The sequence below is a fragment of the Desulfoluna sp. CYM3A genome, assembly GCF_056829965.1.
On the sequence record NZ_CP186556.1, the window covers coordinates 1888019 to 1914246 of the forward strand.

Annotated in this window: 30 protein-coding genes and 1 pseudogene; 24 read left to right on the forward strand and 7 right to left on the reverse strand. The window is 57.2% G+C overall.

Annotated elements, in window-relative coordinates; genetic code table 11:
- Window positions 1–46: 46 nt before the first annotated feature.
- From ACOYW1_RS09740 to ACOYW1_RS09770, 7 genes are all read right to left on the reverse strand, one after another.
- On the reverse strand, window positions 47–1657 hold the full coding sequence (locus ACOYW1_RS09740; protein WP_482422635.1) for a SulP family inorganic anion transporter: 1611 nt from the start codon (window positions 1655–1657) through the stop codon (window positions 47–49).
- Window positions 1658–1914: 257 nt separating this feature from the next.
- Window positions 1915–2694, reverse strand: a complete 780-nt coding sequence (locus ACOYW1_RS09745; RefSeq protein ID WP_482422636.1) for a Mut7-C RNAse domain-containing protein — start codon at window positions 2692–2694, stop codon at window positions 1915–1917.
- Window positions 2695–2699: 5 nt separating this feature from the next.
- Window positions 2700–3200, reverse strand: a complete 501-nt coding sequence (locus tag ACOYW1_RS09750) for a cupin domain-containing protein (protein ID WP_482416563.1) — start codon at window positions 3198–3200, stop codon at window positions 2700–2702.
- 577 nt (window positions 3201–3777) lie between these two features.
- Window positions 3778–4158, reverse strand: a complete 381-nt coding sequence (locus ACOYW1_RS09755; RefSeq protein ID WP_482422637.1) for a cytochrome c3 family protein — start codon at window positions 4156–4158, stop codon at window positions 3778–3780.
- A gap of 2 nt (window positions 4159–4160) precedes the next feature.
- Window positions 4161–5483 (reverse strand): electron transfer complex ferredoxin TmcB, encoded by a 1323-nt coding sequence (gene tmcB, locus ACOYW1_RS09760; RefSeq protein ID WP_482416561.1) that lies wholly within the window; start codon window positions 5481–5483, stop codon window positions 4161–4163.
- A gap of 1 nt (window position 5484) precedes the next feature.
- Window positions 5485–6147, reverse strand: a complete 663-nt coding sequence (locus tag ACOYW1_RS09765; RefSeq protein ID WP_482422638.1) for a TmcC family electron transfer complex membrane anchor subunit — start codon at window positions 6145–6147, stop codon at window positions 5485–5487.
- A gap of 68 nt (window positions 6148–6215) precedes the next feature.
- Window positions 6216–7457, reverse strand: a complete 1242-nt coding sequence (locus ACOYW1_RS09770) for a hypothetical protein (RefSeq protein WP_482422639.1) — start codon at window positions 7455–7457, stop codon at window positions 6216–6218.
- A gap of 451 nt (window positions 7458–7908) precedes the next feature.
- On the opposite strand from ACOYW1_RS09770, the gene ACOYW1_RS09775 reads away from it, so the two are divergent.
- The 24 genes and pseudogenes from ACOYW1_RS09775 (at window position 7909) to ACOYW1_RS09890 (ending at window position 25904) form a co-directional block, all read left to right on the forward strand.
- Window positions 7909–10890, forward strand: a complete 2982-nt coding sequence (locus ACOYW1_RS09775) for a hypothetical protein (protein WP_482422640.1) — start codon at window positions 7909–7911, stop codon at window positions 10888–10890.
- 383 nt (window positions 10891–11273) lie between these two features.
- Complete coding sequence (locus tag ACOYW1_RS09780; protein WP_482422641.1) at window positions 11274–11774, forward strand: GspH/FimT family pseudopilin; 501 nt, start codon at window positions 11274–11276, stop codon at window positions 11772–11774.
- 11 nt (window positions 11775–11785) lie between these two features.
- Window positions 11786–12487: a PilW family protein gene (locus ACOYW1_RS09785; RefSeq protein ID WP_482422642.1), complete on the forward strand. Its 702-nt coding sequence runs from the start codon at window positions 11786–11788 to the stop codon at window positions 12485–12487.
- The gene (locus tag ACOYW1_RS09790; protein ID WP_482416555.1) at window positions 12484–12909 is read left to right on the forward strand and encodes a type IV pilus modification PilV family protein; all 426 of its coding nucleotides are present in this window, start codon (window positions 12484–12486) and stop codon (window positions 12907–12909) included. Before ACOYW1_RS09785 ends, ACOYW1_RS09790 begins: the two co-directional genes overlap by 4 nt.
- A 44-nt stretch (window positions 12910–12953) precedes the next feature.
- The gene (locus ACOYW1_RS09795) at window positions 12954–13598 is read left to right on the forward strand and encodes a PilX N-terminal domain-containing pilus assembly protein (RefSeq protein WP_482422643.1); all 645 of its coding nucleotides are present in this window, start codon (window positions 12954–12956) and stop codon (window positions 13596–13598) included.
- 16 nt (window positions 13599–13614) lie between these two features.
- Complete coding sequence (locus ACOYW1_RS09800) at window positions 13615–14667, forward strand: vWA domain-containing protein (protein ID WP_482422644.1); 1053 nt, start codon at window positions 13615–13617, stop codon at window positions 14665–14667.
- Between the two features lie 92 nt (window positions 14668–14759).
- Complete coding sequence (locus ACOYW1_RS09805) at window positions 14760–15542, forward strand: hypothetical protein (RefSeq protein WP_482422645.1); 783 nt, start codon at window positions 14760–14762, stop codon at window positions 15540–15542.
- A complete protein-coding gene (locus ACOYW1_RS09810) occupies window positions 15539–16510 on the forward strand; it encodes a hypothetical protein (protein WP_482422646.1) in 972 nt (323 codons plus the stop codon). Before ACOYW1_RS09805 ends, ACOYW1_RS09810 begins: the two co-directional genes overlap by 4 nt.
- 67 nt (window positions 16511–16577) lie before the next feature.
- Window positions 16578–16979 carry a hypothetical protein gene (locus ACOYW1_RS09815; protein WP_482422647.1) on the forward strand — a complete coding sequence of 134 codons (402 nt, stop codon included), beginning with the start codon at window positions 16578–16580 and terminating at the stop codon, window positions 16977–16979.
- A 308-nt stretch (window positions 16980–17287) separates the two neighbouring features.
- Window positions 17288–17983 (forward strand): annotated as a pseudogene (locus ACOYW1_RS09820) (pyridoxal phosphate-dependent aminotransferase); the annotation flags it as partial.
- A 14-nt stretch (window positions 17984–17997) separates the two neighbouring features.
- Window positions 17998–18237: an aminotransferase class I/II-fold pyridoxal phosphate-dependent enzyme gene (locus ACOYW1_RS09825; RefSeq protein WP_482422648.1), complete on the forward strand. Its 240-nt coding sequence runs from the start codon at window positions 17998–18000 to the stop codon at window positions 18235–18237.
- 869 nt (window positions 18238–19106) lie between these two features.
- A complete protein-coding gene (locus ACOYW1_RS09830) occupies window positions 19107–19616 on the forward strand; it encodes a GspH/FimT family pseudopilin (RefSeq protein WP_482422649.1) in 510 nt (169 codons plus the stop codon).
- Between the two features lie 39 nt (window positions 19617–19655).
- The gene (locus ACOYW1_RS09835; RefSeq protein ID WP_482422650.1) at window positions 19656–20291 is read left to right on the forward strand and encodes a prepilin-type N-terminal cleavage/methylation domain-containing protein; all 636 of its coding nucleotides are present in this window, start codon (window positions 19656–19658) and stop codon (window positions 20289–20291) included.
- Window positions 20292–20317: 26 nt separating this feature from the next.
- Complete coding sequence (locus tag ACOYW1_RS09840; protein WP_482422651.1) at window positions 20318–20731, forward strand: type IV pilus modification PilV family protein; 414 nt, start codon at window positions 20318–20320, stop codon at window positions 20729–20731.
- 70 nt (window positions 20732–20801) lie between these two features.
- Entirely contained in the window at window positions 20802–21311 is a 510-nt protein-coding gene (locus ACOYW1_RS09845; RefSeq protein ID WP_482422652.1) for a PilX N-terminal domain-containing pilus assembly protein, read from the forward strand.
- A 119-nt stretch (window positions 21312–21430) separates the two neighbouring features.
- The gene (locus tag ACOYW1_RS09850) at window positions 21431–21931 is read left to right on the forward strand and encodes a hypothetical protein (RefSeq protein WP_482422653.1); all 501 of its coding nucleotides are present in this window, start codon (window positions 21431–21433) and stop codon (window positions 21929–21931) included.
- Window positions 21915–22151, forward strand: coding sequence for a putative metal-binding motif-containing protein (locus tag ACOYW1_RS09855; RefSeq protein ID WP_482422654.1), 237 nt, complete (start codon window positions 21915–21917; stop codon window positions 22149–22151). The genes ACOYW1_RS09850 and ACOYW1_RS09855 overlap by 17 nt, the downstream gene beginning before the upstream one ends.
- Complete coding sequence (locus ACOYW1_RS09860; protein ID WP_482423699.1) at window positions 22084–22353, forward strand: MopE-related protein; 270 nt, start codon at window positions 22084–22086, stop codon at window positions 22351–22353. The genes ACOYW1_RS09855 and ACOYW1_RS09860 overlap by 68 nt, the downstream gene beginning before the upstream one ends.
- Complete coding sequence (locus ACOYW1_RS09865; protein ID WP_482422655.1) at window positions 22350–23108, forward strand: vWA domain-containing protein; 759 nt, start codon at window positions 22350–22352, stop codon at window positions 23106–23108. Before ACOYW1_RS09860 ends, ACOYW1_RS09865 begins: the two co-directional genes overlap by 4 nt.
- A gap of 51 nt (window positions 23109–23159) precedes the next feature.
- Window positions 23160–23597, forward strand: coding sequence for a hypothetical protein (locus tag ACOYW1_RS09870; protein WP_482422656.1), 438 nt, complete (start codon window positions 23160–23162; stop codon window positions 23595–23597).
- On the forward strand, window positions 23581–23754 hold the full coding sequence (locus tag ACOYW1_RS09875; protein WP_482422657.1) for a hypothetical protein: 174 nt from the start codon (window positions 23581–23583) through the stop codon (window positions 23752–23754). Before ACOYW1_RS09870 ends, ACOYW1_RS09875 begins: the two co-directional genes overlap by 17 nt.
- Window positions 23755–23783: 29 nt before the next feature.
- Window positions 23784–23930, forward strand: a complete 147-nt coding sequence (locus ACOYW1_RS09880; RefSeq protein WP_482422658.1) for a hypothetical protein — start codon at window positions 23784–23786, stop codon at window positions 23928–23930.
- 65 nt (window positions 23931–23995) lie between these two features.
- A complete protein-coding gene (locus ACOYW1_RS09885) occupies window positions 23996–25123 on the forward strand; it encodes a pilus assembly protein (RefSeq protein ID WP_482422659.1) in 1128 nt (375 codons plus the stop codon).
- A gap of 4 nt (window positions 25124–25127) precedes the next feature.
- Window positions 25128–25904: a hypothetical protein gene (locus ACOYW1_RS09890; protein WP_482422660.1), complete on the forward strand. Its 777-nt coding sequence runs from the start codon at window positions 25128–25130 to the stop codon at window positions 25902–25904.
- The last annotated feature ends 324 nt before the right edge of the window (window positions 25905–26228 follow it).

The window sequence follows — 26228 nt, forward strand, 5'->3', positions numbered from 1 at the left end:
AAGCGCAATGGCAATATGCTTTCGAGGTGGCTCACCTCGTAATTTATTAGTGAAAGGCGTTGGGGTCGGCCACCACGTGGTACCTGGGGTCATCGATTTTTTCCAGGATAATGGACCGGTATTTGTCGTCGGCTTTGTTGAGGAGCTTTTTGCAGTCCGTGCTCAGGTGTTTGAGTCGGACCTCTTTGCCCGCCTTGTGGTATTTTTCAACGATGCCGGAGATAGCCTCGATGCCGGAGTAGTCCGATACCCGGGATTCGACAAAATCGATCTCCACCTGGTCGGGGTCGTTTTTAACGTCAAACTTGGAGACAAACATTTTGGTGGAACCGAAGAATAGCGGCCCCCAGATTTCATACACCTTGGTGCCGTCTTCTTTTATTCGCTTGCGGGCACGGATTCTCAGGGCGCTTTCCCAGGAGAAGACAAGGGCGGACATGATGATTCCCACAAAGACGGCCACGGCCAGGTCGAACACCACGGTGAGCACGGACACCGAGATGAGCACCAGGGCATCTGATTTGGGAATTTTGTGCATGATGCGAAGGCTTGACCAGGCAAAGGTGCCGATGACCACCATGAACATGATGCCGGTAAGGGCCGCAATGGGAACCTGCTCGATGTAGGCCGACCCGAAGAGGATGAAACAGAGCAGGGCAAGGGCGGCGGTGATGCCGGAGAGGCGCCCCCTGCCGCCTGCATTGACGTTGATGATGGACTGGCCGATCATGGCGCATCCCCCCATGCCCCCGAACAGGGCGGTGACGATGTTTGCCGCGCCCTGGGCCACGCATTCGCGGTTGCTGTTGCCACGGCTTTCGGTGATTTCGTCCAGGAGGTTGAGGGTGAGAAGGGACTCGATGAGACCGATGCCTGCCAGGATGACGGCATAGGGGAGAATAAACCTAAGGGTCTCCATGTTCCGGGGGATGAGGCTGAAGATCTGGGCCTGGAAGACGGGAAGCCCTCCTTTGAGGCCTTCGCCTCCGCCGTCGCGGATAAAAGAGCCCACGGTGGGCACATCAAGGCCCATGGAGACGGTGACCGCGGTGATCACCAGAATGGCGGTGAGGGCCGCCGGGATTTTTCGGGTAAGCTTGGGCAGGAGGATCATGATGCCCATGGTGGCAAGCACCAGGGAGACCATGGTGATGAGGTCCTGGCCCTGCATCCACTGGGAGACACCTGCGTCAACGGTCTTGAACATGTTGAGCTGGGAGAGGAAAATCACGATGGCCAGGCCGTTGACAAAGCCCAGCATGACCGGATGGGGAATGAGGCGGATGAATTTTCCCAGTTTAAAGGTCCCGGCCGCCACCTGAATCAGGCCCATGAGGATGACCGTGGCAAAGAGGTAGTTCAGCCCCATGTTGGCAACGGGGTGTGCCATGGCAAGACCCAGGGCGTTGCCCTCCCGGACAAGGGAGACCATGACCACGGCCAGGGCGCCGGTGGCCCCTGAGATCATGCCCGGCCGACCGCCGAAAATGGAGGTGACAAGGCCCACCATAAAGGCGGCATAGAGCCCCACCAGAGGATCGACTCCGGCCACAAAGGAAAAAGCCACCGCCTCGGGCACCAGGGCCAGGGCCACGGTGAGTCCGGAGGTGACATCGTTTTTTACGCTGCTCGTGCTTCGTTTGATCAGGTCAACCATCAATCTCTCTTTCGCTTCTGCGCATCAGTGCCACAGGGGTACAACAAAACGGGCATGGCCTTCGCAATGAGGACCATGCCCGTGGCGATCGTTCATTTTTGGGAAAAGAGCTTGGTTAAATAGGGGGTGTGGGGAGAAAAATCAAGGGAAAAGAGGATTGGGAACGATGAAATATCGGTGGGTTTTTAACGTGTCGAAATTCTTGGCATTCAAACGATAAATTTTGCTGATGGTTCTCTTCAGCCTTCGCGGGGCGTTCACCTTCCGGGGCCGGTGCCTGCCCCGGAGACATCGATGCCTGCATCGGCCATTTTACCGAGCATACGCCGGACGTGGGGGCCGTGCCAGTAAAGCCGTTTGCAGGAGGGGCAGGTGGAAAAGGCGGAGACGTACCTGCGGGTTTCCGCCTTGAGACGGTGGGAGACGATCTCTTTCTCCACGGGCTTAAGGGGGCAATTGCAGAGAAAACAGCGTGAGAAAAAATCGTAGGGTGGGGTCAGGCCGAAGACGGTGAGAACTTCCTTGAGCTGCCGGTAGGGGTTCGTCTCCCGGATGTATCGTCCAAAAAGGATGTTTTTGCGTTTCAGCAGCCCCAGGTCCCGGGTGAGGAGGATGAGGCGTTCGGCCTCGCAGCGGGCGGCAAGGTCGGAATCCGTTGTTCCACGGACATGCAGGGCATCCGCGCCTACGGCACGCAGGAGGCCTGCGAGCCGTCCCACGTTGTCGTCCACGAGAAAGCGGACTTTGTCCCAGGCCTCGGGCCGTAATTGGGTTGGTCGGGTGACGTCTAAGGGCGGTTCAACAGGGTGAACGTCCACGCGGCAGTCCTGCATCGGTACATGATCGAACCCCATCTCCGCCCTGTTTACGAGAAGGCGGCCCACCTCGGTGTGGGGCAGGCCAAGGGCTTCCAGGGTGTCCTTGAGGGAGGCCCGCCTGTCCCGCACCAGGCGAAGGTCGGCCGTGTTGTTCCTGCGCGTGAGGAACCAGCCGATCTCTCCATGGACAATCAGGTGGATTTCAAAAGGAGTCATCATGGATGCTATGGCGTGAGTTTACGGATTACCGCCTCGTGCTCGGGCCACTGGGAAAGAAGGTCGTCTCGTTCGGCCATTTCAAAGTCCTCGAACTCGAAACCGGGGTGGGTGGTGCAGCCCACCAGGGCGTGGCCTTCCCCTTCAAGGGAGGCACCGAACCAGCAGCCCGCCTTGACAAGGGCCTGGAATGTTTCGCCCCGGGCGATGTCGGCACCTAAGCGAATGTCTTCCAGGGTCCCTTCGGGGTGGATGACATGGACGGTGAGGGTCGTGCCTTCGTAGAAGTGCCAGAGCTCGTCGGCCTTGATGCGGTGCATGCGGGAGATGTCCCTGCCTTCCAGGAGAAAGTAGATGGCGGCCCCTGTGCTGCGCCGCCCCGGAAAGGAGGCGTCTTCGTCCATGGCGTCGAAGAAGAGGTCCGATTTGTAGGTCTCCCGGTAGTACCCGCCTTCGGGGTGAGGGACGAGATCCAGGGCGTCAATGAGTTCGTGAACGCGTGATTCCATGCAGGGCTCCTTATACGGCAAGGTATGGCGAGGCGCCCGGGAAGACGGCGATTGGCAAGGGCGATGCGGGGGCCTCATGGTTTGCTACGCCCGTATGGTTATACTCTTTGGGCAGCCCGGGGTTCAACCGCAAACTACAGGCAGGGGAAAGGGGCCATGGGGGTATATGCAGGGACAGCCCATCACGTGGAATGGATTCGATGGTCAACGTCGGGCTCAAAAGCAAGCCTCCGGCGGCAAGGTGCGGGCACCTTGAAACCCTGAGGCGAATGCATGGAGGTAGCCATTCTACCTGCGTTATCGGGGCATTCGCGTGATGTGTAACATCTGGCAACCGTCTTTGCAGGAGAAGCCCATTTCATTCTTCTAAAAACACGCTGAAGAATTTTTGGGATTCGCTTGACTTTAACCGGAATAACTCCGGCGGAAAGGGTTGTGAAACCACGATAGCGAAAACACCTCGAAATCAGGTTGCGAATGCGCCTTTTATTATGATTGGCCTGAATCTGTTTTTAAAACCTGTTTGTTAAACTTTTTAAAAGTTTAGCCCCCGGCAGGGCCGCCGGAGGCCCCTTTTTCAAGGTTGATCTTTTGCATGGCATTGCCCGCAGGTGATGGGGCCGGATTTTACGGAGAGGTGGCAGCCCTTGCACCGGTTGTGAAAGGCGGCTTCTGTTTTGGGGACGCCTTTGGCCGCGTCATCATGGCATTCCCGGCAGGCCGTCTCTTCCGAGCTTTCGTCCGGGAGGAGCATTCCCTCGTCATCAAAGAGGTGGTGGCAGAGGGCGCAGGACTCTTCCAGGTCGGCGGCTTCATTGTGGGTGTCGTGATCGAACCGGGAGAGGGGACGGGTGCGGGGGGCGTCCACGCTCTCTTCCAGGACGGAGGAAAAGGCTGCGCCGGTAAGGGCAAGGGCCAGGGCGAGTGCCAGAAGGCAGGGGGTGAGAAGTCGGGTCATCGTCAGATCTCCATGGTTTCGTAGATGATGTCGCTGAGGAACTTGATCTTCATGTCGATGCCGAAGTGGTGGATGATGTCCTCAAGGCCTCCGTGGCAGTTGTGGCAGGGGGTGATGACGGTGTCGGCCCCTTTGGCTTTGGCCTCCATAAGCTGCTCGGCCTTGGCCCGGTTGCCCAGGACCCGTTCGTTTTTGAAGTTGGGGCCGCAGTTGATCACCCCGCCGCCTGCGCCGCAACAGAAGTTGTGCTCCCGGTTGGGTTCCATCTCGATGAGGGTGGTGCAGCACATGCGGGTGACCTCCCGGGCCAGCTCATGGAGCCCTCTGCCCCGCACGATGTTGCAGGGGTCGTGGAAGGTCACGGGAGTGTCGAGTTTCTTTTTGATGGTGATTCGTTTTTCGGTGAGGATCTCGTGGTAGAACTCCACGGCGTGCACCACCGGGACCGGCGGGGTTTTCCAGCCGAGGTACCGGTTTCCGGTGTCGTAGACGCTGCGGAAGGCGTGGCCGCATTCGCCCATGACGATGCGGTTGACCTTGAGGCGCATGGCCGTGTCGAAGTGGGCTTTTTTAAGCCTGCCCATCATCTCGTAATCCCCTGTGTACATGCACATGTCGCTGTTGTCCCAGCCCCGGGTGCCCGGATAGGTCCAGCTGATGCCCGCTCTGTCCATGATTACTGCGGCCTGGTAGATGAGCTGGGCGCGGAATTTGGGCTCCGGGCCGATGACCGAGTACATGATCTCCGCCCCTTCGCGCTCCACGGGGATGGTGAGGTCGGGCAGCTCTTCCCTTGCTTCCTCTTCCTGCCAGTAGAGGCTGTCCAGCCACTCGTCGTTTTTGATCCACATCTGGTTGAAGGTGGCGGAGTGGCTGTTGGCCGTGTCCTGAATGTAGTGGGGCACCACCCCGCAGAGAAAGCAGATGCGCCGGACCATGGCGATGAGGTAGGCGATGTCCACCCCTAAGGGGCAGTAGAGGGTGCACCTGCGACAGAGGTTGCAGTGGGTGAAGGCCACGATGGCCGCTTCTTTCAGGATTTCGGGCGTGATGCGCCTGCTTCGGGTCAGGGCTAGCAGGCTTTTTTTGACTTTGCCCGCCGGTGAGTAGGCTGGGTCTTTGTCTCGGGAAAGGTAGTAGTGGCAGCTTTCGCTGCAGAGCCCGCAGTGGACGCAGGTGGAGAGGTAGGCGTCCAGGCGAGGGCTCGCCTCCTTGTGGATGACGGTGCGGATGATTTCTTTGACCCTCTTTTCATCAAATCGGGCCAACCCGGCTTCAATGCCGTCGTCCATGATAGCCAACAGGCGTTGGGTCGTCTCGGTCATGTTACCAGTCCTTTGCCATGCGCACCCCGCCGAACTCGGATCCGGCGTAGCCGCGGGTGATGAGCATGTAGAAGATGTGGCTCAGTCGGGTGAAGGGGATGGCGGCGATGATGAGGTTGCCTGCCGTCATGTGGATGAGGGAGGCCCAGAGGAATCCCGGCCATTGAAATCGGGCCCAGAGGCCGGAGAGCACCAGGGCTATCAGTGAAGCCAGGAGCATGTGGTCCGCAGGTGTGGTGATGTAGCGCACCGCGCGCAGGAACAGGCGTCGGCCCAGGAAGAAGAGCAGGGCGCACAGGGCGATGACGGCCAACACGTCCGAGACCGCCTCCGGGTAGCGGGGCAGACGGAAAAAGCTGCTGTCCGACAGGAGGACCCCGTGGGCCGAGTAAAAAAAGGGCAGGGTGAGGATGGCCATGTGAAAGGCGGTGGTGGCCACGGTCATCACCGGGTGCGTGCGGGTGGTCCGGCTGACATAGGGGATAAGGTGAAAGAGGATGGAACGCCCGGCGTATTTCCATGAGTAAAAGGCGAAGAACGCCCTGTCCTTTTGCGCGGCGCGCTTGAAAAAAAGGATGAGCTTCAGTGCGGTTCCGATAAGGCAGACCGTGAGCGCCGCCTGGAATCCGATGCCGGTCATGAAAGCGTAGAGGGTGTAGTGCATGGCGATCACTCCGATTTTATGTAAGGACGATGAACTCCCGTGTGTAGCGATACTCGGGGCCTTGTTTTTCAATGCCGCAGATCATCAGGTGCTTGCTGTCCGGGGTAAAGGCGGGGGGGGCCATCCAGATGTAGGGGCGCTTGACCTCCATGCCGTCTAAGAGAACTGGAGGCACCCCGTTTGACCTTGGCGGCCACATGGTTTCCGTGGTGGCTGAAGATGGGGTCCCATGCCGTGTCGAACCCATTGCCCATGGGGTGGTCGTCCACCAGGATGACGGCTTTGCCGCGGTGGTGGCCGCAGCAGCCCAGGCGGGTTCCGCAGGGGCTGAACACGGGTTTGGCGAGGTATCCGTCCACTTTTGTTTTCCAGGGGGTGCCGTCCAGGACCACGGCCCATTTGCCGAAGTCCGGGGCGATGATGGCGGCAATGCGGTCCCCTGCCGGGGAGAGAGCCACCTCCCATAACTGAAAATAGGTCTCCGGCCATGCTTGCTCCCCGTCACAGGCCAGGATCCACCCTTCAGGGCTTTTCACCGGTGCCCACACCATGGTTCCTTCCGGGTGGACCACCGGGGCCCAGACCGAGGGCCAGGTTTCTCCCCAGCACTGGTCGTTGACGCAGATGGTGTAGTCGTACTGGTTGAGGCGTACATCCACGGCGCTCAGGGCTCCGTCTGCAGAGAGGACCGGGTTGAAGGCCCCTACGTAGCGACCGGCCCAGGCGCCCTGGTCCGTTGCCAGGGTGAAGCACCCGGAGAGAAAAGTTTCCAGGTCGCCTTCGGCAATGGGGGCGGTCTGCACCACAGCGGCGGACCGTGAGCCTGTTTCGGCAAGGGTGAGGGAGATGGTGTTTTCGTAGGATTCCGGCCAGGGGGTGTCGTCCACGACCGGGGTGTAGCGTCGTTGGTCCTGGGTTTCACAGGCCGTTGTGTCCTGGTCGGTGACCGAAAGGTTCCAGGCGATTTCCGCGGTGAGCTGCCAGGGGGTTGAAGCGGCAACGGCGGTCCAGCCCTCGTCGCCCTGGCAGAGGTAGGCAAAGTCGCGGTTTCCCATGGGCCTCAGGTCGGTGATGGAGACAAAGGGTTCTGAGATGTCGGGTTCGGTTTTGTCGATGCTTAAGGTGTAGAGGCAGCATTCCTCAGGTTCGGTGCGCATGGGAATGGCAAGTCGGGTGCCGTCTCTGGAAGCAACGGCTCTCCAGAAGGGAAACCGATCCGGCGGTGTATCGGCGGGGCGGGGAATAAGGCAACTGAGGGAATCGGCGGGACTGTCGAAGGCGTCTGGTGTGACTCCACGGGGTGTTGACATCAACGTGCTCCTTTCCAAAGGGGTGGTCAGGAATCGCAGGAGAGCAGGGCTCGGGAAAACAGTGAAGGTTGCATGGTTTTTCCTCGGCCCCGACAAACACGGGTCGCAGTCATGGTGTTGTGGTACCGGTGGGCTCGTTGTTTTTAAATATCATACATTTTTAGATGAAAAATTCAACACTTGTTGCTTTAAAAAAGTAGAAAAAGAAGACTCGCTTCCTCTGTGAAAACGGGCAAGACACAACAGGATAGTGGGTTTTGACGTTTCTTTGTCATGTCCAACGGGCGGGGAACTTTATGAATGGTCAATGGTGCGGGTTTTCCTTGTGGAAGAGTACTGTTTCTTTTTGTCTTGTTCGCGAACATTGTTTGTGTAATAGATTTAGTGTTTGTTGTGTGGCGTCCCTGTTCTGATTTTGCCCGTTACCTGTTCCCCATTTCCGGAGATAACCATGGCTTTCATCCTACGATTCGGAGTGTTGTTTTTGATGTCCCTGGCAGTGGCTGCCTGTGGAAGCAGCGGCGGGTCCTCGGGGACATCGGATCCCGTCGGGAGTTCTGACGAGGTGTCCCTGGAGTCACCGGTCCATGGTGCCACGCTTCTCAACAAAGAGTTTTCCCTTGCCTGGAGTCCCAGCAAAACCAAAGGGGAGTCCCGGTGGGGGGTTACGGTATCTACGGAGGTGGACGGAATCAAACAGACCGTGATGACCCTGTCCACAACGGCTCAGTCCTATCGCCCGCTCCAGCTGTCCGACAACACGACCTACACGTGGAAAGTGGAAGCACTCAACGACGATGGGGAGAGCCTTGCCGCTTCCAAGGAGTGGTCGTTTCATACCTTTCCTACCCGGATGCTTCCCTTTGACGGTGCCCTGGACCGCCACAGCTCCCCCGACGGGTTCACGGCCTTTGAAGGGGCCGTCTATTTTTCAGCCTACTCCCCGGCGTATGGCCGGGAGCTGTGGCGTAAACAGGGCAATGCTCCGGCTGAGCAGGTGGCGGACATCCATGCCGGGGACAAGGGCAGTTTGCCCATGGAACTCACGGTGTGTGGCCCGTGCCTCTATTTTTCCGCCGATGACGGCACACACGGCAGGGCGCTGTGGGTGATGAGGGCCGGTCAGGCACCCCGGTTGGCAGGGCCGGAAGCGCCCGCCCCCGGCAGTGAGGACGACGATGACGAGCCGGTTCCTGGCCGTGTCCCCACTTACCTTACGGCCGTGGGGGAGGCCCTCTATTTTGCTGCCAACGGCACCGTGGAAGAAGAGGTCACCCTGTGGCGGCAGGGAGATGATGCAAGTGCTGCCGAGGAAGTGACTCGGGCCGAAGGGGAGGGGGCGCTGCAGAACCCCGAGTTCGGTACGGCGTACAACGGTCGCCTCTATGTTTCCGCATTCACCTCCGATGCCGGGCGAGAACTCTGGCGGGTGGAGGGCACCAACGCCGTTTTGCTGGACATCAACCCCGGAGACGCCTCCGGGAGCCCCAAGGAAATGGTTGTGTTCGGGAGCTGCCTGTATTTTCGAGCCACCCTGGCCGGACATGGGTCGGAGTTGTGGGTGGTGGACGGGGACGCCGGGCCTGCCCTGCTCAAAGAGATCGCTCCGGGGGGAGCTTCCGGTGCGCCCGGCGGGTTTGCCGTGGCCGATGACACTCTCTTTTTCGCCGCTGATACCATGGAACATGGCCGGGAACTCTGGCGGAGTGACGGCACCGGTGAAGGCACGGTCTGCGTGAAGGACATCTTGACGGAGCCGTCCCTGGGGAGCCAGCCCGCCCAACTTGCCGGGTCAAACGGCGTGCTCTATTTCAAGGCACAAACCCAAGGAGAAGGATTTGAACTCTGGAAGAGCGACGGCACCGAAGAGGGAACCGTCCTTGTCCGGGATATCCGGTCCGGAGAGGCAGGAAGCGGCATCGGCCCCATGGTCCCCTTTGGTGGCGGGGTGATGTTTCCCGCCGAGGAGGGGGCATTCGATAAGGAACTCTGGTTCAGCGAAGGCGAGGTTAACACCACCTTCAGGCTCCGGGATATCCGTGCCGGTGAAAAAGGGAGTTACCCCGAGATGTTGAAAAACCTGGACGGCACCCTGTGGTTTCGGGCCGATGACGGCGTCCGAGGGAGCGAACTCTGGCAGAGCGACGGCACAGAGGCGGGCACCCGACTGACGGATAACCTGAACCCTTATGTGGACCCCGATGTGGACCAGATGGTGCGCGTGGGGGGACGGGCCGTTATGGTGGGCACCTCCGGAGAGTACGGACGCGAACTTTTTACCTTCAACGCCGAAGGTGGGGTGGAGGTGCTTGCGGATATCTTTCCCGGCTACGGGGGCAGCGCCCCTGAAGGGCTGTTTGTCCATGACGATCGCCTCTATTTTTCGGCCCGGGACGAAGAGAACGGCCGCTCCCTGTGGGTCACCCGCGGGACCCTGGAGTCCACCGAGCGGTTGACGGATCGCAACGGAGAGACGGTTGTCTCGCCCCGTTTTTTCGCGGCGGGCCCGGATGCGGTCTTTTTCCTTGCCGTTAAAAGCGACGAGTGGCAACTCTGGAAAACCTCCGGAACCAAGGACAGCACCGAGACCGTCACAGACGAAAACGATGACGTCGTGGTGGTGGGGCCGTATGTGGAAGGCTCCGATGCCGGTCTTGCCCTTGCCACAGCGGGAGACCGGGTTTTCTTCAGGGTTGGCGGGGACCTGCGGGTTCGGGAGAGCAGCGGTGAGGTGGCTCGGGTCCTCGGGGTCGAAAACCCTGAGGCGTTGTACCCTGTGGAGGGATCTTTGCTTTTTGCCGCCCAGGTCGCCGGAGGCTCGGGGCCTTCGCGCCTTTGGCTGCTGGCTGCTGGCCAAAGCGAGGCCGGTGATCCCCTGGAAAGCCCCCAAGGCGTCCTTCAGGCACCGGAGAACTATCATCGCACCGGGGATCTGATCTATTTTTCCGCCCTTCCTGAAGGGCAGGCCGAGCATCGCCTCATTCGATTCTCCGTTTCGGACAACACCGTGACCGTTCCCGCAGATAGCAAGGACCGTGGCCTGATCAACCCCGACGAACTCTGCGGTGTCGGGGGGCTCTTGTGGGTGATTGCCGATGTATCGGGGAGCCGGGGCATATGGCAGCTCCCGGCCGGGAGCCTTCAGGCAACCCCTCTTTCGTCCCTGGCACCCGGGGAGATCACAGGACTCGTCAGTTCCCTGCGAACCGTTGGCGATGCTCTCTACTTTCTGGCGGATCACCCCGTGGAAGGGAAACGGTGCCTCTATAAAGCTCGCGGGGCAACCCTGGGACCGGTGCTGGACTATTACGGACGTCCTTTACTTAATGCGAAACAACCGTTTGTGCTGAACGACTATCTTTTCCTTACGGCCGTGAATCAGGATGTGGGTTCAGACAATGTTTTTCAGGGGTTTTGGGTGACATCTCCCTGATAGATTATGCAATAAAACAGACAAGTAAAAGGCCCTCGGAAAGGTTTTCCTTACCGTGGGCCTTTTTTTGTTCCCTGCGACTTAAAAAAAGTGTTGTCAAACGACTTATTACGAGATAGTGATAATTTTAGAAATGTAGAATTATAAATGGTGACTCAACGTAAGATTAGCCTTTACAGGGCTTTTGTCGCCGGCAACGAATCAGCCTGGGCACTGTGATCACGCTTTGCGCGTGAGTTTGTGAATTAAGTCAAAAATTTCAATGATCCTCTCTGCTTCAAGCCGTTGGGCCGACCGGCTAATAAGTAAACTTTGGAAACGTTTCATCTTATTGGGCGTCGGTTATTCGGAATCTCAGGGTCGTTTCGGCCGAGGAAATACATATGGATAATAATAAGGGGTTTACCCTGCTGGAATTGATGGTGGTCGTGGGGCTTATCACGGTCCTTGCAGGCCTGGCCGCGCCGGAACTCAAGCAGTGGGCCGCGTCCCAGCGACTCTCCGCATCTGTCCGGAGCATCCACTCGGCTTTTCAGCTGGCTCGGCTGGAGGCCATCAAGGTGGGGGGCAATGTGGTTGTCGCCTTTTCCGAGGGCACGGGGCCCAGCGGGACTTACGCCGCCTTTGTGGATGAAGACGGGGACAGGGACCAGGACACCGGCGAAAAGGTTATTGCCTCCGGGAGCCTCTCGAATCAGGTCACCATCGGCAGTGCCCGGTTTGATTTGGGGGGAACAGGAACCCTGGACAAACTGAAAACCCACTTTGACAGCCGGGGGCTCACCACCGGACGAAACGGTGAGGTCCGAATGACGAACGTTTACGGCAAAGCGGTGCGCGTGGTTCTCAACAGCGCCGGCAACAGCCGGGTTGAAATGATGTAAGGATGCACAGGATGAACGCGATGACCTGCCGGAAGGGCTTTACACTTCTCGAATTGCTCGTGGCTGTTGCAATTTCCGTGATTATCGTTGCAGCGGCGTATTTTTTCTATAACACCCAGGTTCAAACCCGGTTGACCCAGGAACGGGTCCTCGACATTCAGCAGAACCTGAGGGCTGCCATGGTCATGATGGGCTCTGATATCCGCATGGCGGGCTACGACCCCGAGGGAACGACCGATGCGGGGATCACGGCTGCAACGGCCTCCACGTTGACTTTCACCACCTCGGTTGAGGCGGAAGCCAACGGCGTGGACGACGACGGGGACGGGGACACCGACGAAGCGGGCGAAGCCGCCCTGCCCATGACCCTTGAAACCATCAGCTACACCCTGAACGACGAAGACGGAGACGGCGATCAGGATTTGGTGCGTGTCGTCGGAACGAGCCGGGTTGTTGTGGGGGAAAACATGGAGGCCCTGGAGTTCAACTACGTGCTTGACGACGGAAGCACTGTCTCCGTCCCAACGGATCGAGAACGTGTCATTGCCGTGCGCATGGCGCTTCTGGCGCGCAGCCGGACCAAAGATTCGGGTTTTTCCAACAGTGTAACGTACAGGGGCTACACCAGTACGTGGGGGCCATACAATGACGGGTATCGGCGTCGCCTCCTGAGGCGAACGGTGCGCTGCAGAAATCGGGGGATAGACCAATGACGAAACCGGTGCGCTGCACTTCCATTGGACAGGACGAGGCGGGCATGACCCTCATTGAGGTGATGGTGGCTTCGGTTATTCTGCTGGTGGGGCTTCTGGGACTTGCCCTGATGCAGGTCCATGCCATGAAGGCAAATGCCCAGGCCCGCTCCATGACGGAAGCCGCCAATTATGCGAGCGACCGCGTGGAGCAGATCATGAGCGCTGTGTGGACGGAAGAGACCGTTGACAGCGACCTGGCCGCAAACGACCCGGACACGCCGGAAGACATGCATACGGCCACCGCCGACGGGTATACCGTCAACTGGGTCGTGACCGATGCCTCGGACAAAATGAGCAAGACCGTGAACCTCACGGTGCTCTGGACGGAAGAGGGGAAAACGCATCGGGTCTCCCAGGTGGTGGTGAGGACAATGCATTGAACATCCATATCATTCACAAACCTCTGGCGCGGAAAGGAGGGTGCATGACGAAGGGCATAAAACGGGGCGTACACCCCTCAGGAGAGGAGGGCAGTGCCCTGCTCGTGGTTCTGGTGCTTCTTGTGCTGGTGACCGTTATTTGCATATCGGCCATGAACAGCTCCGTCACGGAGTTGAAGATTGCCGGCAACGACAGGGTGAGCAAACGTAATTTCTATAACGCGGAAGCGGGCCTGTTCGATGCTGTGGCCATATTTGACCGGATCTATGCCAACGAGGCGGACTCGGACGGGAACCGGCTTTACCTGAAGGATTCCACCCATCTACCATTAAGGGACCGCGATCCGAGAAACGCCGGGGTTGAATTTGCCTCTCCGGTGACAAACGATGCGGGGGATCCCGTGGCCTGGATCGAGGTGCGTGCCATTGTGCTGCTGGCCAACAAGCAGGCAAGCACGTTGTCGGCGTCTGCCGACGACATTCCTTCCGTGGCCCATATCGGGCCGGCGCCCAAGGGCTCTGAAAAGGGCGTGTACCGCACGCGGCGGTATGCTGTCACCGCCACAGCCATCGATCCCACGGTTTACAGTGCCGCCAATCCCAAGGCGTCGCTGACGGGCGTGGTTCTTCAGTGCGGCGTGGATATGCAGGAAGAGCTGGTTAAAGTGGAACATTTGCAGGGAATTTGATCCCACGGAGGAAACAATGAAATTCAGGCATGCTCTCATCTTGTGTTGGCTGGTTCTCACCTGCCCCCTGACCGCCCTGGCCGACGATATTGCCATCTACGGCACCCAGTCCGTGACCATTGAGCCCAACGTGCTGATCATTTTCGACACCTCGGGCAGTATGTCTGAGACCGTCGAAGGCAGTGCCCCCTCCGACGGCGTCAGCGATACGTATGATCCGGACACGGCCTACTCGGGTTCGCATCCGAGCAGGGCTGTCTATTTCAAGTCCGGTTCTCGCTGGAAGTGGTACAGCAATGATGTGGACGACATCGGTAACGACGCCATCGAGGCAACCCTGTTGAGCGTCGGGTACGCAGAAAGTGGCAGTTCGCTCCGGGTCGGCGACAGTGGAAAACATGGATGCGCATCGGCAACTACAGGAATTTTCTGGAGCGGCCCGTGGCGACCTGGAGCACGACTGGAAATTGCTCAGGATGTGGTCAGGGAACTCCTCGCCGAGACCACCGGGGTCCGTTTTGGTCTGATGAAGCTGAACAGCTGCAACGGAGAATACATCATCTCTTCCTGCGGCACGGACGATTCGGTCATCTCCTCCAAAGTCGATGACCTCACAGCCAATGGCGGCACCCCCCTTGCCGAAGCCCTTGCCGAGGCCGGGCTCTATTTCGCCGGAAAGACTGGCTACTTCAGCCACACCAGCTCAAATTACGTCAGCCCCATCGAGTACTCCTGCCAGAAGAACTACGTGATCCTTTTTACCGATGGAGAGGCCACCTGCGACGAGTCCAGCCTCCTCTACGGAAACAACAAGTACATGGGCAAGACCATCGGGGACTACGACAACGATGGCCGGGATCTCAACGCCGACGGAAGTGTCCATCGTTACCCCTCGGACGACTCCTACTACGGGACCACCGATTTCCTGGATGACGTGGCCATGTTCCTTTACAACGAGGACCTGGTGAGCTCCATGGGGACGGGAACCTCTTTTGCCAAGCAGAATGTCATCACCCACACCATCGGGTTTTTCTCCTCTCGATCACCTGCTCAACCGGGCGGCCATTGAGCAGTAGAGTCTCCATACGGCCTCCAGGGCTTCGGATTTGAAGAGAGCTTCAGCAGATCATCAGCACCAAGTACGAAGAGTCCTCCACCTTCGTGGCTCCGGTGGTGCCGGTAAACCGGGATACCGGACGGCAGAAGCCGACTCCGTACCTTGCCTTTTTCAAACCCGTTCAGGCTGGCGACTGGAAAGGTAACCTCAAGAAGTATACCCTCTCCGAGTCTGGCGATGTCCTGGATGCCTTGGGCAACAACGCGGTCAACACAGACGGCACCATGAAGAGACGGCGGGTCCCTAGTTGGACACAGGCGACAAGCGACGGCGCCGATGTGTTGAAGGGGGAAAGGAGGCAGCTCGCTGGAGTTCAGGAACAGACTTCCCGCGAAATTTTGCTGCGTTCTACGGGGGGCAGTGAAAAGAGCCTGACAAACATTGCCAACCGGTTTGATGCCTCCAATTCTGATTTGCTGGATCTCGGGGTAACCACCGATGCCATTACCGCAGTGAAGGAGGGCGTTCATGGACGGTGGCCCATCGGTTTCATCATTCACTCCGAACCCGTTGTGGTGCATTACTCCACCACCTCGTCGGTGATCTACTTTGGCTCCAACGACGGCTTGTTCCGGGCCATCAACGACGCCAACGGGGAAGAACTCTGGGCCTTTGTTCCGCCGGGACAGCTGGATCGGCTGGATCGTCTGTCGGACAACAATTACGATTACTATGTGGACGGGTCTCCTTCTGTCTCCTACGGCAGCCTCATGAGCGGTACCACTCTGTTTTCACAATGCGTCTGGTGGGGGAACGCAGGGGCGGGTACAGGTATTACGCCCTGGATATCTCATCGTACAGTGAGCCAAAGTGGAAATATGAGGTGACAACGGCAGGGGGCGAAGCCCTGGGACAAACCTGGGGTCGTCCGGCCTACTGCCGTATCAAGCTGAGTTCCACCACTGATGCCAAAGTGTTTGTCCTGCCCGGGGGCTACAATCAGGTCAAGCAGGAGGCGAGCTCTGGCGTCGGCACCGTTCCGGAAATGGGCCGGGCTCTGTTTGCCGTGAAAGCCTCGGACGGAAGCTTTACCGGGCTTAAGGTCAACCATGGTAACTTTAGCAAGATGACCCACAGCATCGTGGATCTGTATGCCGTGGATACCGACGCCGACGGCATCACCACCCGCGTCTACGCCGGGGACATGGCAGGGCAGGTGTTCGTGGTGGCCGACGATGTGCTGGATACCGTAAGAGACGGGAGCCGCGTGGTGGAGGCCAAGGCCCCGGACGGTACCTGGGCGTATCGGAACCGCTTGTTTTCGTGTAATTCCGGAAAGCTTTTCTATGCGCCGGTACCGGCGGAGGTGTTCGGGGTGGAGACCCTCTATTTCGGAACCGGGAACCGGGCCAACCCCCTGGGCTCCGAATCAAACCGGTTCTATGGGGTTCGGAACACCCTCTGGGACAGCGACTTGACGGACAGCGACTTGGTCAATATCACCGATGAGTCTGCTTCGTACGCAGATGTCTTGAAAACCAAAAAAGGGTGGTACCTCAACCTTCCCAATACCAACGAAAAAGTGGTTTCCAGGGCCCTTGTTAATTCAGGTGTTGTGTATTTTACAGACCTATACACCTACCTCGGAAAGCAGCTCTTGCCGGATTCAGATGCGGATCCGTGTGCAGGGGCGGGGGCCCGCGGGGTCGGGCACCTTTACGCGGTGAGCGCCTTTGACGGCAAGGCTGTGACCACCTGGGGCGGATCCCGAAGACTCGGTCCACTGAGCTTCCGGGGAACCTTCCCATCGCCAAACCCATATTCAACGGAACGAAGATCCAGGTGGGGCCCATGAGCTGGGATGCTGCCAAGGATGACCGGGTGGATTATTTTTACTGGAAACAGAGACTTTAGGAGACATCATGATGATGAAACAAATCGGAGTTGTTCTCCTGGCGGCGGTTCTTGCAACTGCCGGTGCGGCCGCCTTTGCCTGGGCTGGGGATTCCCGTACCCTCGTTCTTGAGGTGCCTGCTTCAATGGATCCGGGGGCGGACGCCAGGGTCTATGATGATAAGCGGGTGGTGGAAAAAAAGTCGGAAGTGATGGAGGTCGCGGCCGACGGCACGTGGATGCTCATCGGTGAGTCCACCTTTGTGATCGGTTCCTGGTTCCATGACGGCACCCGTACCAAGACGAAGCTCCTCGATGCGTCGGGGAATAAGGCGAAGCTTTCTCGCTTCAAGCGTCGAGACCGTGTCTATGTTAAAGGAGTGGCCCGCAAGGACGGCACTCTTTTTGCCTATGTGATCCAAAAGCGATAAGACTTTGCTCTTTCAATCATGGGGGCGCGGGGGCCAGGGCAATGGACGGGCCGGGGCTTTTTGGCCGTGCGCCCGTGGGGTTGCCTTGCCGGGACGTATGGTCGGTGCTATAAAGGATGCTCTAAAACGCACGAGACACCACCTGTTCCGTTGGCCAGACGGCTGACGGGGCAGGTTTTCGACCATGACGACAGATGGGAGCCCCACCAGAATGTACTCCGAACGTTTCACGAAGCTGACCCCTTATGTTCCCGGCGAACAGCCCCAGGATCGCAGTTACATCAAGCTCAACACCAACGAAAACCCCTATGCCCCGGCACCGGGTGTGGCCGAGCACTACGATCCCTCTGCGATCTGGAAGCCTCCGTCGATATCCCGACCCCAATGCAGACGCTCTGTGCCGCCTCATCGCAGAGACCCACGGTATCAAGCGGGAGCAGGTGATGGTTGGCAACGGGTCCGATGAGATCCTCTCCTTTGTCTTTTTCGCCTTCTTTGATTCGTCGAAGGGGCCCCTTCTTTTCCCTGAACATACCTACAGCTTTTACCCCGTGTACTGCGACTACTACGGCATCGACTACAAAAAGGTGTCCCTGGACGAGGATTACCTCGTCAACATCGATCGTTTTCTGGCTGAGCAGGGGTGCGGGCTTATTTTTCCCAACCCCAATGCCCCCACAGGAATGCTCCTTTCTCTGGATGAGGTGACGCGCCTTATGGAGCGCTGGCCAGAAGATCGCGTGGTGGTGGTGGATGAGGCCTACATCGACTTCGGGGGCGAAAGCGCCGTTGCCCTCATCGACCGGTTCCCCAACCTCCTGGTGGTGCGGACCTACTCCAAGAGCTACTCCCTCGCCGGAAGCAGGCTTGGCTGGGCCATGGGCAGCGAGGCCCTGATCCGGGCCCTTTATGCGGTGAAGGACTCCTTCAACTCCTACCCCGTGGACACCCTGACCCAGAAAGCGGGCATGGCCGCCATGGCGGACCGGGAATGGTTTGACGAACACCGCAGCCGATCATGGCCGAGCGAGCCTCCGAGGCCCTCTCCGCCAAGGGGTGGAAGGTGCTGCCCTCTGAAGCCAACTTTGTCTTTGCAGGGGCCCCGGACCGCGACGGCAAAGCCGTCTACGAAGGCCTCAAAGCCCAGGGCGTGCTGGTGCGTTTCTTTAACAAAGAGGGGCTGACCCCCTTTGTGCGCATCACCATCGGCACGGCCGAGGAGAACACGGCCCTTCTCCACGCCGTGGATTCCTTGTAGTGTGCTAATAAGTGGTTAACCTCAAGGGTACGGTTCATTTCCAAGTAGAGCCGTGTAACGATTTGCCTTCCCTCCCACCTTGGTATCAACTTTCGTATTCAGCGTATATAAAGCAACCGTAATCAACTCGGTTCAAGTTTGCCCCCAACAGCAATGTGGGGGGCAGCTTGAAACCTGACGGCGAAGGCAGGTATGGCGAAACGATTCATGCCATGGGTTTCGCGTGACGGTTGAGTTGATATAGTGGCCCGTCCCCGCAAGGGAGACGGGTTTTTCATGTTCCATCACCAAAGGCTCAGGCGTTGCCCTCCGGGGCCGTGGTGAATCCGGCTGACCCCATGAACATTGTCTTGGGGCCCTGCCGTTTTTATGGCGTTTTCTGTGTCTGCCTGGTTTCTCTCCAAAACGTGACCTTTGTGGTTTCACCCCTGAAGTTCCTTCGGCCTTGGCCGGTCCCTTTCCTTTATGGTCCATACGCGGGCAAGAAATAAGGCATTGCTCCGGTGCGCCTGTCCGATACCCTTGAGCTTGTCTCTATCCGTTTTTTCTTCTTTTTTTTCTAACTGCGAAGACGTATGAAATATGCGGCTCTTGATTTATTTACTCAATCATTGGCTTGTTAAGTAAGCCATCTGAATCTCTTTTGAGTAAGAAAAATATTGTCAAACAAATTGTTTGACTATAATAATAGTTTTAGAACTATCGAATGGGTAATGACGGTTTGAGTTATGGTAAATAACAAAGTTTCTTTCAAAGTAACATTCTTTAACGCTTAGTTTTCGTGCGTTTCTCGTGAATATCTGTTTTTATAATCGAATTAAATATAAGGCATGCCCTTGGAATACTTTCGGGATGGAGAGGCGTTTATAATGAATGGGTTTGGGTTGTTTAAGAATGAGGAAAGGGCCACTGGCGGCACCACGGGTTTTACTTTATTAGAGCTGATGGTCACTGTGGCGATTGTCTCTATTCTTGCTGCTTTGGCTGCACCGCAGTTCGCTGCATGGGTTGAAACCAGCCGGTTGAAAAACGGCAGCGCCGATGTTCGCTCGGCGCTGGTGCTGGCCCGCTCCACGGCCATCGCGAAAAATGCATCTGTTGTCGTGGCGTTTACAACCGGGAGCAACAGTGGGTACACGGTGTTTGTCGATAACGGAAACCTGGTTCAAGACTCCGGGGAGGACGTTGTGAAGCAAGGGAAAATGCCGTCCGGCATTACCGTCGCGGAGACGGAATTGCCCGATGAAAAGGCCTGTTTTAACGCCCGAGGGCTTCCTGCCAGTTCGGGAATCATCTCCGTCACCAACACGGAGGGCGTCAAGATTCATAATGTGATCCTTGCAGCTGCCGGGGGGGTGAAGTTGAAGCGGGGATTATGAAAGAAACGGCAATGTCCTCAATCAACCGCAACCCTTTCAATGAACACCGGGCTTACGTTGCTGGAACTTCTCATTGCGCTGGCCATCGGCTCTGTGGTGATCTCGGCGGTCTATGCCGTTTATATCAGCCAATTGCACTCGGTAAATACCCAGGACAAAATTGTCGCCATGCGCCAGAATTGGCGAGCCGGTCACTATGTCCTGGGCAGGGAGCTGATGAAAGCAGGGTACTGCAGCAATATTGTCAGTGAATTTCAGCCCGGTTTTACTCGGGCGACCAAGAGTGCGTTGACCTTTACCTATGTTGAAGAAGGAACGGATAACCTGATCCCCGTGGCATTTGATCTCGTTGCAGACGACGGACTAAAGCGCATTGTCCGCACCGTTTCCGGGGTGGCGGCACCCATTGCTGACGATATTGAAACCCTGCAGTTTATCTATGTACTGAAAAGCGGGAGCACCACCTGGGCACCCGAAGCCAAACACCTGAATGACATTCGAAGCATCAGGGTAACCATCGTGGCGAGAACGGAAAGTTCCGTGGCCGACTACCCGACGCCCACTGCCTTTGCCCTTCCTTTTCCGGACGATCATACGGAAAACACCCTGAATTTCTCTTCTGACGGGGTCTATCGTCAAATGGTTACGGGGGTCTTCAATTGCCGGAATATGTAAAGACAAATAGAAAGGTGATGCGATCAATGATGGAGACGATACCGTGTCGGCCCACAAACGCGAGTTCCCATGGCTCCTCATGGGCTGCTGACGGGTTTACCCTCATCGAAGTAGTGGTCGCACTGCTTATTCTCGCGGTGGGTATCCTGGGGGCGGCATCCATGCAGATTACTGCCATTAAAGGCAACGGGACGGCCTACAAAATCACCGAGGCCTCCATGGTCGCTTCCGAGCGTGCCGAACAGCTTCTGGCCCTTGACTTCGGCTCAGCCGACCTTGCGGACGGCTCAGAAAAGGTTAGTGGGTTTGGAGTGGAATGGGTTGTTGTTTCGCCGACAACCGATCCCGACAGGCGGGATATCACGGTGACCGTTGCATGGAAAGAGGGGGACAGGGCCCACTCCTTCGATTATCGGTTTTTAAAAGCCCGGGGTATTTGACCCCTCCAAAAGCCATTGTGTGTCTGTGCCATCAAGCACATGGACCATTTATTTGAATCGGGAGAATTCGATGCGTCGCAGGTATGCCCATAGGGACGGTGAGGGATCGGTCCTCCTCATTGTATTGATCGTTCTTTTTCTGGTTTCTCTGCTGGGAGTCAATGCGTTGACAACAACCCAGACCGAACTCAAGATTTCCGGCAACGATCAAAGCTACACCCGGAATTTTTATCGGGCGGAGTCGGCCATCAAGGAGGGTGCACTGGCCCTCGAACATGCAGATGACGTCGATCCGGCCACGGCTGGGTTGTCGTGGCTCTCCGACGGAATCGATGAGGAGACGCGTTTTAAGCCGGAACAGGACGCATGGCAGACCTCAGGGTCGGATACAAACGCTGCGGTGTCCACATTCTATACGGACGGAAAAGCCGCATTCTGCGCCTTGCGCATGGGGGTGGCTTCTGGCTCCAGCCTGGATATGACCTCCCCGCTCAAATGGGAATACGTGGTTTACGGACGTTCCGTGCTCTCCTCCGGCAAGGTCGAGATGGCGGCGGGCTATTGTAAAAAGACGAATTGACGGAGGGGATGCATGGGGCTCGTTAATATTTGGATGGTTTGTAAGAAGATGGCTCAACGATGGTGTTTGCCGGCTGCTTGGGTGGCCTGCTCCTTTGTGTGATGGGGGGGAGCGCTTCGGTGGACGCTGAAACGGGTTTTGCCGATGTCATCGCCCATGCCCACGATCTGGGCACGTTGACCGATGCAGGTATCGTGAGGGATGGGATTCTGACGTTGAGAGGACTGAACGGGCTTGATGTCTTTGACAGGGATTACTACCGGTTTTCCGTCAATACCCCCGGGACGGTAACAATATATTCTGTGGTCCCTGTATCCAATTCGGGCCTTAGGACCGTGGGGTTTCTCTATCGTACGAACAACAATGATTCGATGATCGTGAATGACAATTACGATGGCTATAAAGACAATTTTCGGATTGAGCGGTATTTGGGCTCAGCCGGTTCGTACTATACCATGCTTCGCGGGGTAAAGAAAAGAACATCGGTGCGTACCGACTGGTTCTGGAGTTTGAACCGGATGGGCCGACGCATTACCGGGACAGTGACGGCGACGGATGGGGTGACCCGAACATTACCACAGCTTCCCATCCGGTGGCGGGTGGGTGACCCAGTCCGGTGATTGCGATGACACGAACCCCGCGATTCACCCGGGTGCCGAGGACAATCAGTGCGACAACATGGACAATGACTGTGACGGCCTCACGGACGAGGACGCCCCGGATTCGGCCAAGGTCCTCTACTATGACGACATGGATGGTGACGGGTATGGCGATGCCGATAACACGCATCTTGCCTGCACCATACCCGAGGGGGCCGTGTCGGTCGTTCCGCCGCGGTGATTGCGATGATTCGGATTCATCCGTCAACCCCGATGCCATCGATATCTGCGGGGATGGTGTCGATCAGGACTGTTCCGGCGCGGACAGGGTCTGTGGCACGAGCACGGTGTGCGTGGACATCGCTGATGCCCCGTTGACGACCCAGGTTGCGGCGGCGCCCCCGTTGGTGATGTTTCTCCTTGACGACTCGGGGAGCATATGAAATTCGATATTATGTGCGAGACGGGTGTCTTTTATCGCAAGATTTCTTGGGGGAGCAATTGGGCCCAGTACGTGTCCCAGGCGAAATCGTACTGGAAAACCCAGTGGGCCGAAGGTTACAACAAGGTTTATTACAACCCGGAGGTGACCTACACGCCCTGGCCTCTGCATACCAATGCCAACCCCCAGAGCACGAGAGAGCATCCCTACTTTGATGATGGAACCCGTGATATGGATGCTGCCGGTAATTTCGCCGTGATTGATGACGTGGATTTAAGTTATGCCCACTATTATCAGACTTCCGGTGACAAGGTGTATCTCGTCAATCTGAGTGGTGGGAGCGCAAAGTACTACGAGGTGACGGATTTCGGGGAAGACAACTATTATCAGGTCGCTTCGTTGACGCTTCTCAACTCCGTGCCTTCGGCCATCGCCGTTACCGATTACCAGGCTGCCCTTCAGAACATGGCCAACTGGTATCAGTACAGCCGAAACCGAGAACTTGCCGCCAAGTCGGCGGTAGCCCAAGTAATCAGCGAGGTCAGCGGGGTCAAGGTGGGGCTTTACGCCATCAACACCGGGGCGGTGTCCGGGGTAAAATCGATTCATGTCGATGGAACTGACCTGACCGATACCCTGCTGCAAAAGCTTTATGCCATAAAATCCGGAGGAGGGACCGAGCTGAAAAATGCCCTTCTGGTTCAGAGCGTGTTACGACAAGGCCTGGGGAGGAGGGCTCGGGGCGTCCCCCTTTAACCGAGGAGGTCGGCGGGACGTGCCAGAAAGCATTCACCATCGTGATGACCGATGGGCTCTACGAATGGGGATTTTGACTATTCTGTGGGCAACGCAGACAAAAACTCCACGTCCGATTCATCCACTTGGGACGGGGTGCCGTATGCCGACGAATCGTCTGACACCCTTGCTGACATCGCCATGTATTTTTACGAGAGGGACCTGCGCACCGACCTGGCTGACAACGTGCCGACAACCGTTAAGGGTACCGCACGGCATCAGCACATGGTGACCTACACGGTGGCCTTCGGGGTTTCGGGAACCTTGAAAGACAGTGATTACGACTGTCCGACGAACTGCCCGGGCATGGAGGATGAACTGGCATGGCCCGCCCCCACATCGGACAAGACAAAAATTGATGATTTGTTCCATGCAGCGGTCAACGGCCGGGGAAAATTCATGACAGCCGGGAATAGCAGCCCTGAACGCCCTGGTGAGTGTGATCGGTGATATCCAGAACCAGGTCATCAGCGGGGCGGGTGTGAGCATGAACTCCCAGGAACTCAAACAGGATACCGAGTTCTACCAGGGGTATTTTGATTCGTCGAACTGGACCGGGAACCTGAAAGCCTTTGACCTGGGTACGGGACAAGAGCCGGGAAGCTGACCACCACCAAGGCCTGGGACGCCCAGGAGGTGATAGCGGCCAAGTCCCTGACCTGGTGGGACTCATCGCGATGCATCCTCACCAATGGGGAGAGCGGCGGCACGGCGTTTCGGTACGACAACCTGTCCGACGTGCAGAAGGAGAGCCCAGGGCATTTTGGATTTTGTCCGGGGTGACTCCAGCAGGGAAAAGGCGAGGCGGAACATATCGCGACCGGGATGGGCTTATCCTGGGTGATATCGTGAATTCGTCGCCGACGTATGAAAACGGCGTGGTCTACGTGGGGGCAAATGACGGCATGCTTCACGCCTTTGATTCTGCCGACGGCAACGAGCTCTTTGCCTATATTCCTTCCTTTGTCACCGAGAATCTGGCCTACCTCGCCGATTCCGAGTACACCCACACCTATTTTGTGGACAACACCGTTCAACTCCGAACCATCAAAAACGGCATCTCCGCAAAGACCTGGCTGGTGGGTGGGCTGGGCAAAGGGGGCAGGGGGTATTATGGCATGGACATCACCAACCCCACGAAAATTTCAGAACATCAGATCCCCGCAATCTGGGAGTATCCGGCCTATGGCAATACGGATTCTGACATGGGCTTCAGCTACAGCGCGCCTGCCATCGTCAAGGCCAACACCGGTCAGTACATCATTCTGGTCGGCAACGGATACGACAGCCTGAACGGAAAGGCCGTTTTGTATGCGCTGAACATGAACGGTTCTCTGTTTACCGCCATTGGCACCAACGAGGGAAGCGCTGTGCCCGCCGATGGAAAATGCAATGGCCTGAGTTCTCCGGTGCCCATTGATACGGACTTTAACGGCACCGTGGATATCGTCTATGCAGGGGATATGCTGGGAAACCTGTGGAAGTTCGACCTTTCGTCCTCAAGTGCCGGGGCCTGGCATGTTGCCTACGGTGGTCACCCCCTGTTTACCGCAAAGAACAAGGACGGCGAGATACAGCCCATTTTGGGAAAACCGGCCGTCATGTCCCATTGTGACAGGAGTCGCAAAGGGGTCATGGTTATTTTCGGGACCGGTCGTTACCTTGCCAATGAAGATCCATCCAATACGGACACTCAAAGCATCTACGGCATCTGGGACTGGGCGGATGAGTGGGAATCTCCGGATTCCCGATACCTGGGAACATTGCAGCAGCCCACAAGCAACGCCGCCGAGCGGACCCTTTCGCATTTTACAGACGCCACCTTATTAAAGCAGTCCGTGACATCATCTGATTCGTCTGCCTTGCTCCACTCTACTTCCCATGACATTGACTGGCTGGTGCCCGAAGAGTGGGTGAAAGCGGGTGCTTACGAGCAACCATGTGGGGTGGTACCTGGACCTGCCGTTGACCGGTGAGCGCGTGGTGACCAAGACCCAGTTGCTCGACGGCAAAGCCATCGTGGCCTCCATCGTTCCCAAGCTGTCTCCCTGCACGGCAGGGGGCGGGTCCGTGTTTTACACGCTCAATGCCTGCGATGGGTCTCAGCCGGACGAACCCTTTTTTGATTCCGATGGCGACGGGGATGTGGACGATGCCGACGGCACGCTTTCGGGCAGGCGGTTTAAAGATGATATCTATTACTCCCCTGCGATTCTCAACCGAAGGGCAATGCCACGGACGTCCTTATCTATGGAGAGGATGACGGGGCCGGAACCGCGCAGTCCATGGCCATCGAAAAAGAAGTTCTGGGGCTTTATTACTGGCGGTTTGTCGACTGATGTTACAGGGTTTTCATGGGGGCTCAGCCCCCCATGTCGTCACCAATGCAAAGGATTTCTAAAAGAGGATACGATCATGAAGAAATCGGTCGCTTACGTCATGGCCCTGGCGTTTTTTGTTGTGGGGTTTTATTCGAACGGGGTTTTTTCCCCGGGGCTGGCCTGGGCTCGGAAGTCACAGGGTGAGAACGTCATGGCGTACGTGAAAAGTGTAAGCGGAGGATGGTACACAGGAAAAATTGATTACATCGATGCCTGGATTGTCACCATGGGTGATGTGAACCACTCCTTTGCCAAGGATGTCCTTTTTGTGTCAAAGGACGGATTTAAGGTTTCCAGGCGAAATTTTCATAAAGGGGATACAGTGAAAATGCTTCTGGACTCACATTTTGAATGCTCTATTTTGCTTAAACTATAAGTCCTCTTTGGTCAGACCTTGCCTCCGGCAAGGGTGCCCTCTGAGTCGGTTTACCTCCTTGGTCAAATGGTAAGGTGCTCACGTTTCCAACCGCGCCTGCCATTTGACCTCCCCACCTTATTCTTTACCCCTCTCTTTTCATTCATTTAGCCCGAATAGTTCACGAGAAAACCATCGGATCGAAGCAATGGCATCTTATTATAAATGAGGTGGTTATCGTGAAATGTCCGGGATAGAGAAAGGCCGCAAGGGTGCAAAAAAGAAAAGGGGCCTCCACCGGTTTCCCGGGAAGGCCCCTTTTCTCTTTCACTTCTCTATGGGGAT

Excerpts from the sequence above, each read along its gene's own strand:
- ACOYW1_RS09740 (WP_482422635.1), bottom strand. The coding sequence starts at position 1,657 with ATGGTTGACCTGATCAAACGAAGCACGAGCAGCGTAAAAAACGATGTC.
- ACOYW1_RS09745 (WP_482422636.1), bottom strand. The coding sequence starts at position 2,694 with ATGATGACTCCTTTTGAAATCCACCTGATTGTCCATGGAGAGATCGGC.
- ACOYW1_RS09750 (WP_482416563.1), bottom strand. The coding sequence starts at position 3,200 with ATGGAATCACGCGTTCACGAACTCATTGACGCCCTGGATCTCGTCCCT.
- ACOYW1_RS09755 (WP_482422637.1), bottom strand. The coding sequence starts at position 4,158 with ATGACCCGACTTCTCACCCCCTGCCTTCTGGCACTCGCCCTGGCCCTT.
- tmcB (WP_482416561.1), bottom strand. The coding sequence starts at position 5,483 with ATGACCGAGACGACCCAACGCCTGTTGGCTATCATGGACGACGGCATT.
- ACOYW1_RS09765 (WP_482422638.1), bottom strand. The coding sequence starts at position 6,147 with ATGCACTACACCCTCTACGCTTTCATGACCGGCATCGGATTCCAGGCG.
- ACOYW1_RS09770 (WP_482422639.1), bottom strand. The coding sequence starts at position 7,457 with ATGTCAACACCCCGTGGAGTCACACCAGACGCCTTCGACAGTCCCGCC.
- ACOYW1_RS09775 (WP_482422640.1), top strand. The coding sequence starts at position 7,909 with ATGGCTTTCATCCTACGATTCGGAGTGTTGTTTTTGATGTCCCTGGCA.
- ACOYW1_RS09780 (WP_482422641.1), top strand. The coding sequence starts at position 11,274 with ATGGATAATAATAAGGGGTTTACCCTGCTGGAATTGATGGTGGTCGTG.
- ACOYW1_RS09785 (WP_482422642.1), top strand. The coding sequence starts at position 11,786 with ATGAACGCGATGACCTGCCGGAAGGGCTTTACACTTCTCGAATTGCTC.
- ACOYW1_RS09790 (WP_482416555.1), top strand. The coding sequence starts at position 12,484 with ATGACGAAACCGGTGCGCTGCACTTCCATTGGACAGGACGAGGCGGGC.
- ACOYW1_RS09795 (WP_482422643.1), top strand. The coding sequence starts at position 12,954 with ATGACGAAGGGCATAAAACGGGGCGTACACCCCTCAGGAGAGGAGGGC.
- ACOYW1_RS09800 (WP_482422644.1), top strand. The coding sequence starts at position 13,615 with ATGAAATTCAGGCATGCTCTCATCTTGTGTTGGCTGGTTCTCACCTGC.
- ACOYW1_RS09815 (WP_482422647.1), top strand. The coding sequence starts at position 16,578 with ATGATGATGAAACAAATCGGAGTTGTTCTCCTGGCGGCGGTTCTTGCA.
- ACOYW1_RS09825 (WP_482422648.1), top strand. The coding sequence starts at position 17,998 with ATGGCCGAGCGAGCCTCCGAGGCCCTCTCCGCCAAGGGGTGGAAGGTG.
- ACOYW1_RS09830 (WP_482422649.1), top strand. The coding sequence starts at position 19,107 with ATGAATGGGTTTGGGTTGTTTAAGAATGAGGAAAGGGCCACTGGCGGC.
- ACOYW1_RS09835 (WP_482422650.1), top strand. The coding sequence starts at position 19,656 with ATGAACACCGGGCTTACGTTGCTGGAACTTCTCATTGCGCTGGCCATC.
- ACOYW1_RS09840 (WP_482422651.1), top strand. The coding sequence starts at position 20,318 with ATGATGGAGACGATACCGTGTCGGCCCACAAACGCGAGTTCCCATGGC.
- ACOYW1_RS09845 (WP_482422652.1), top strand. The coding sequence starts at position 20,802 with ATGCGTCGCAGGTATGCCCATAGGGACGGTGAGGGATCGGTCCTCCTC.
- ACOYW1_RS09860 (WP_482423699.1), top strand. The coding sequence starts at position 22,084 with ATGCCGATAACACGCATCTTGCCTGCACCATACCCGAGGGGGCCGTGT.
- ACOYW1_RS09865 (WP_482422655.1), top strand. The coding sequence starts at position 22,350 with ATGAAATTCGATATTATGTGCGAGACGGGTGTCTTTTATCGCAAGATT.
- ACOYW1_RS09870 (WP_482422656.1), top strand. The coding sequence starts at position 23,160 with ATGGGCTCTACGAATGGGGATTTTGACTATTCTGTGGGCAACGCAGAC.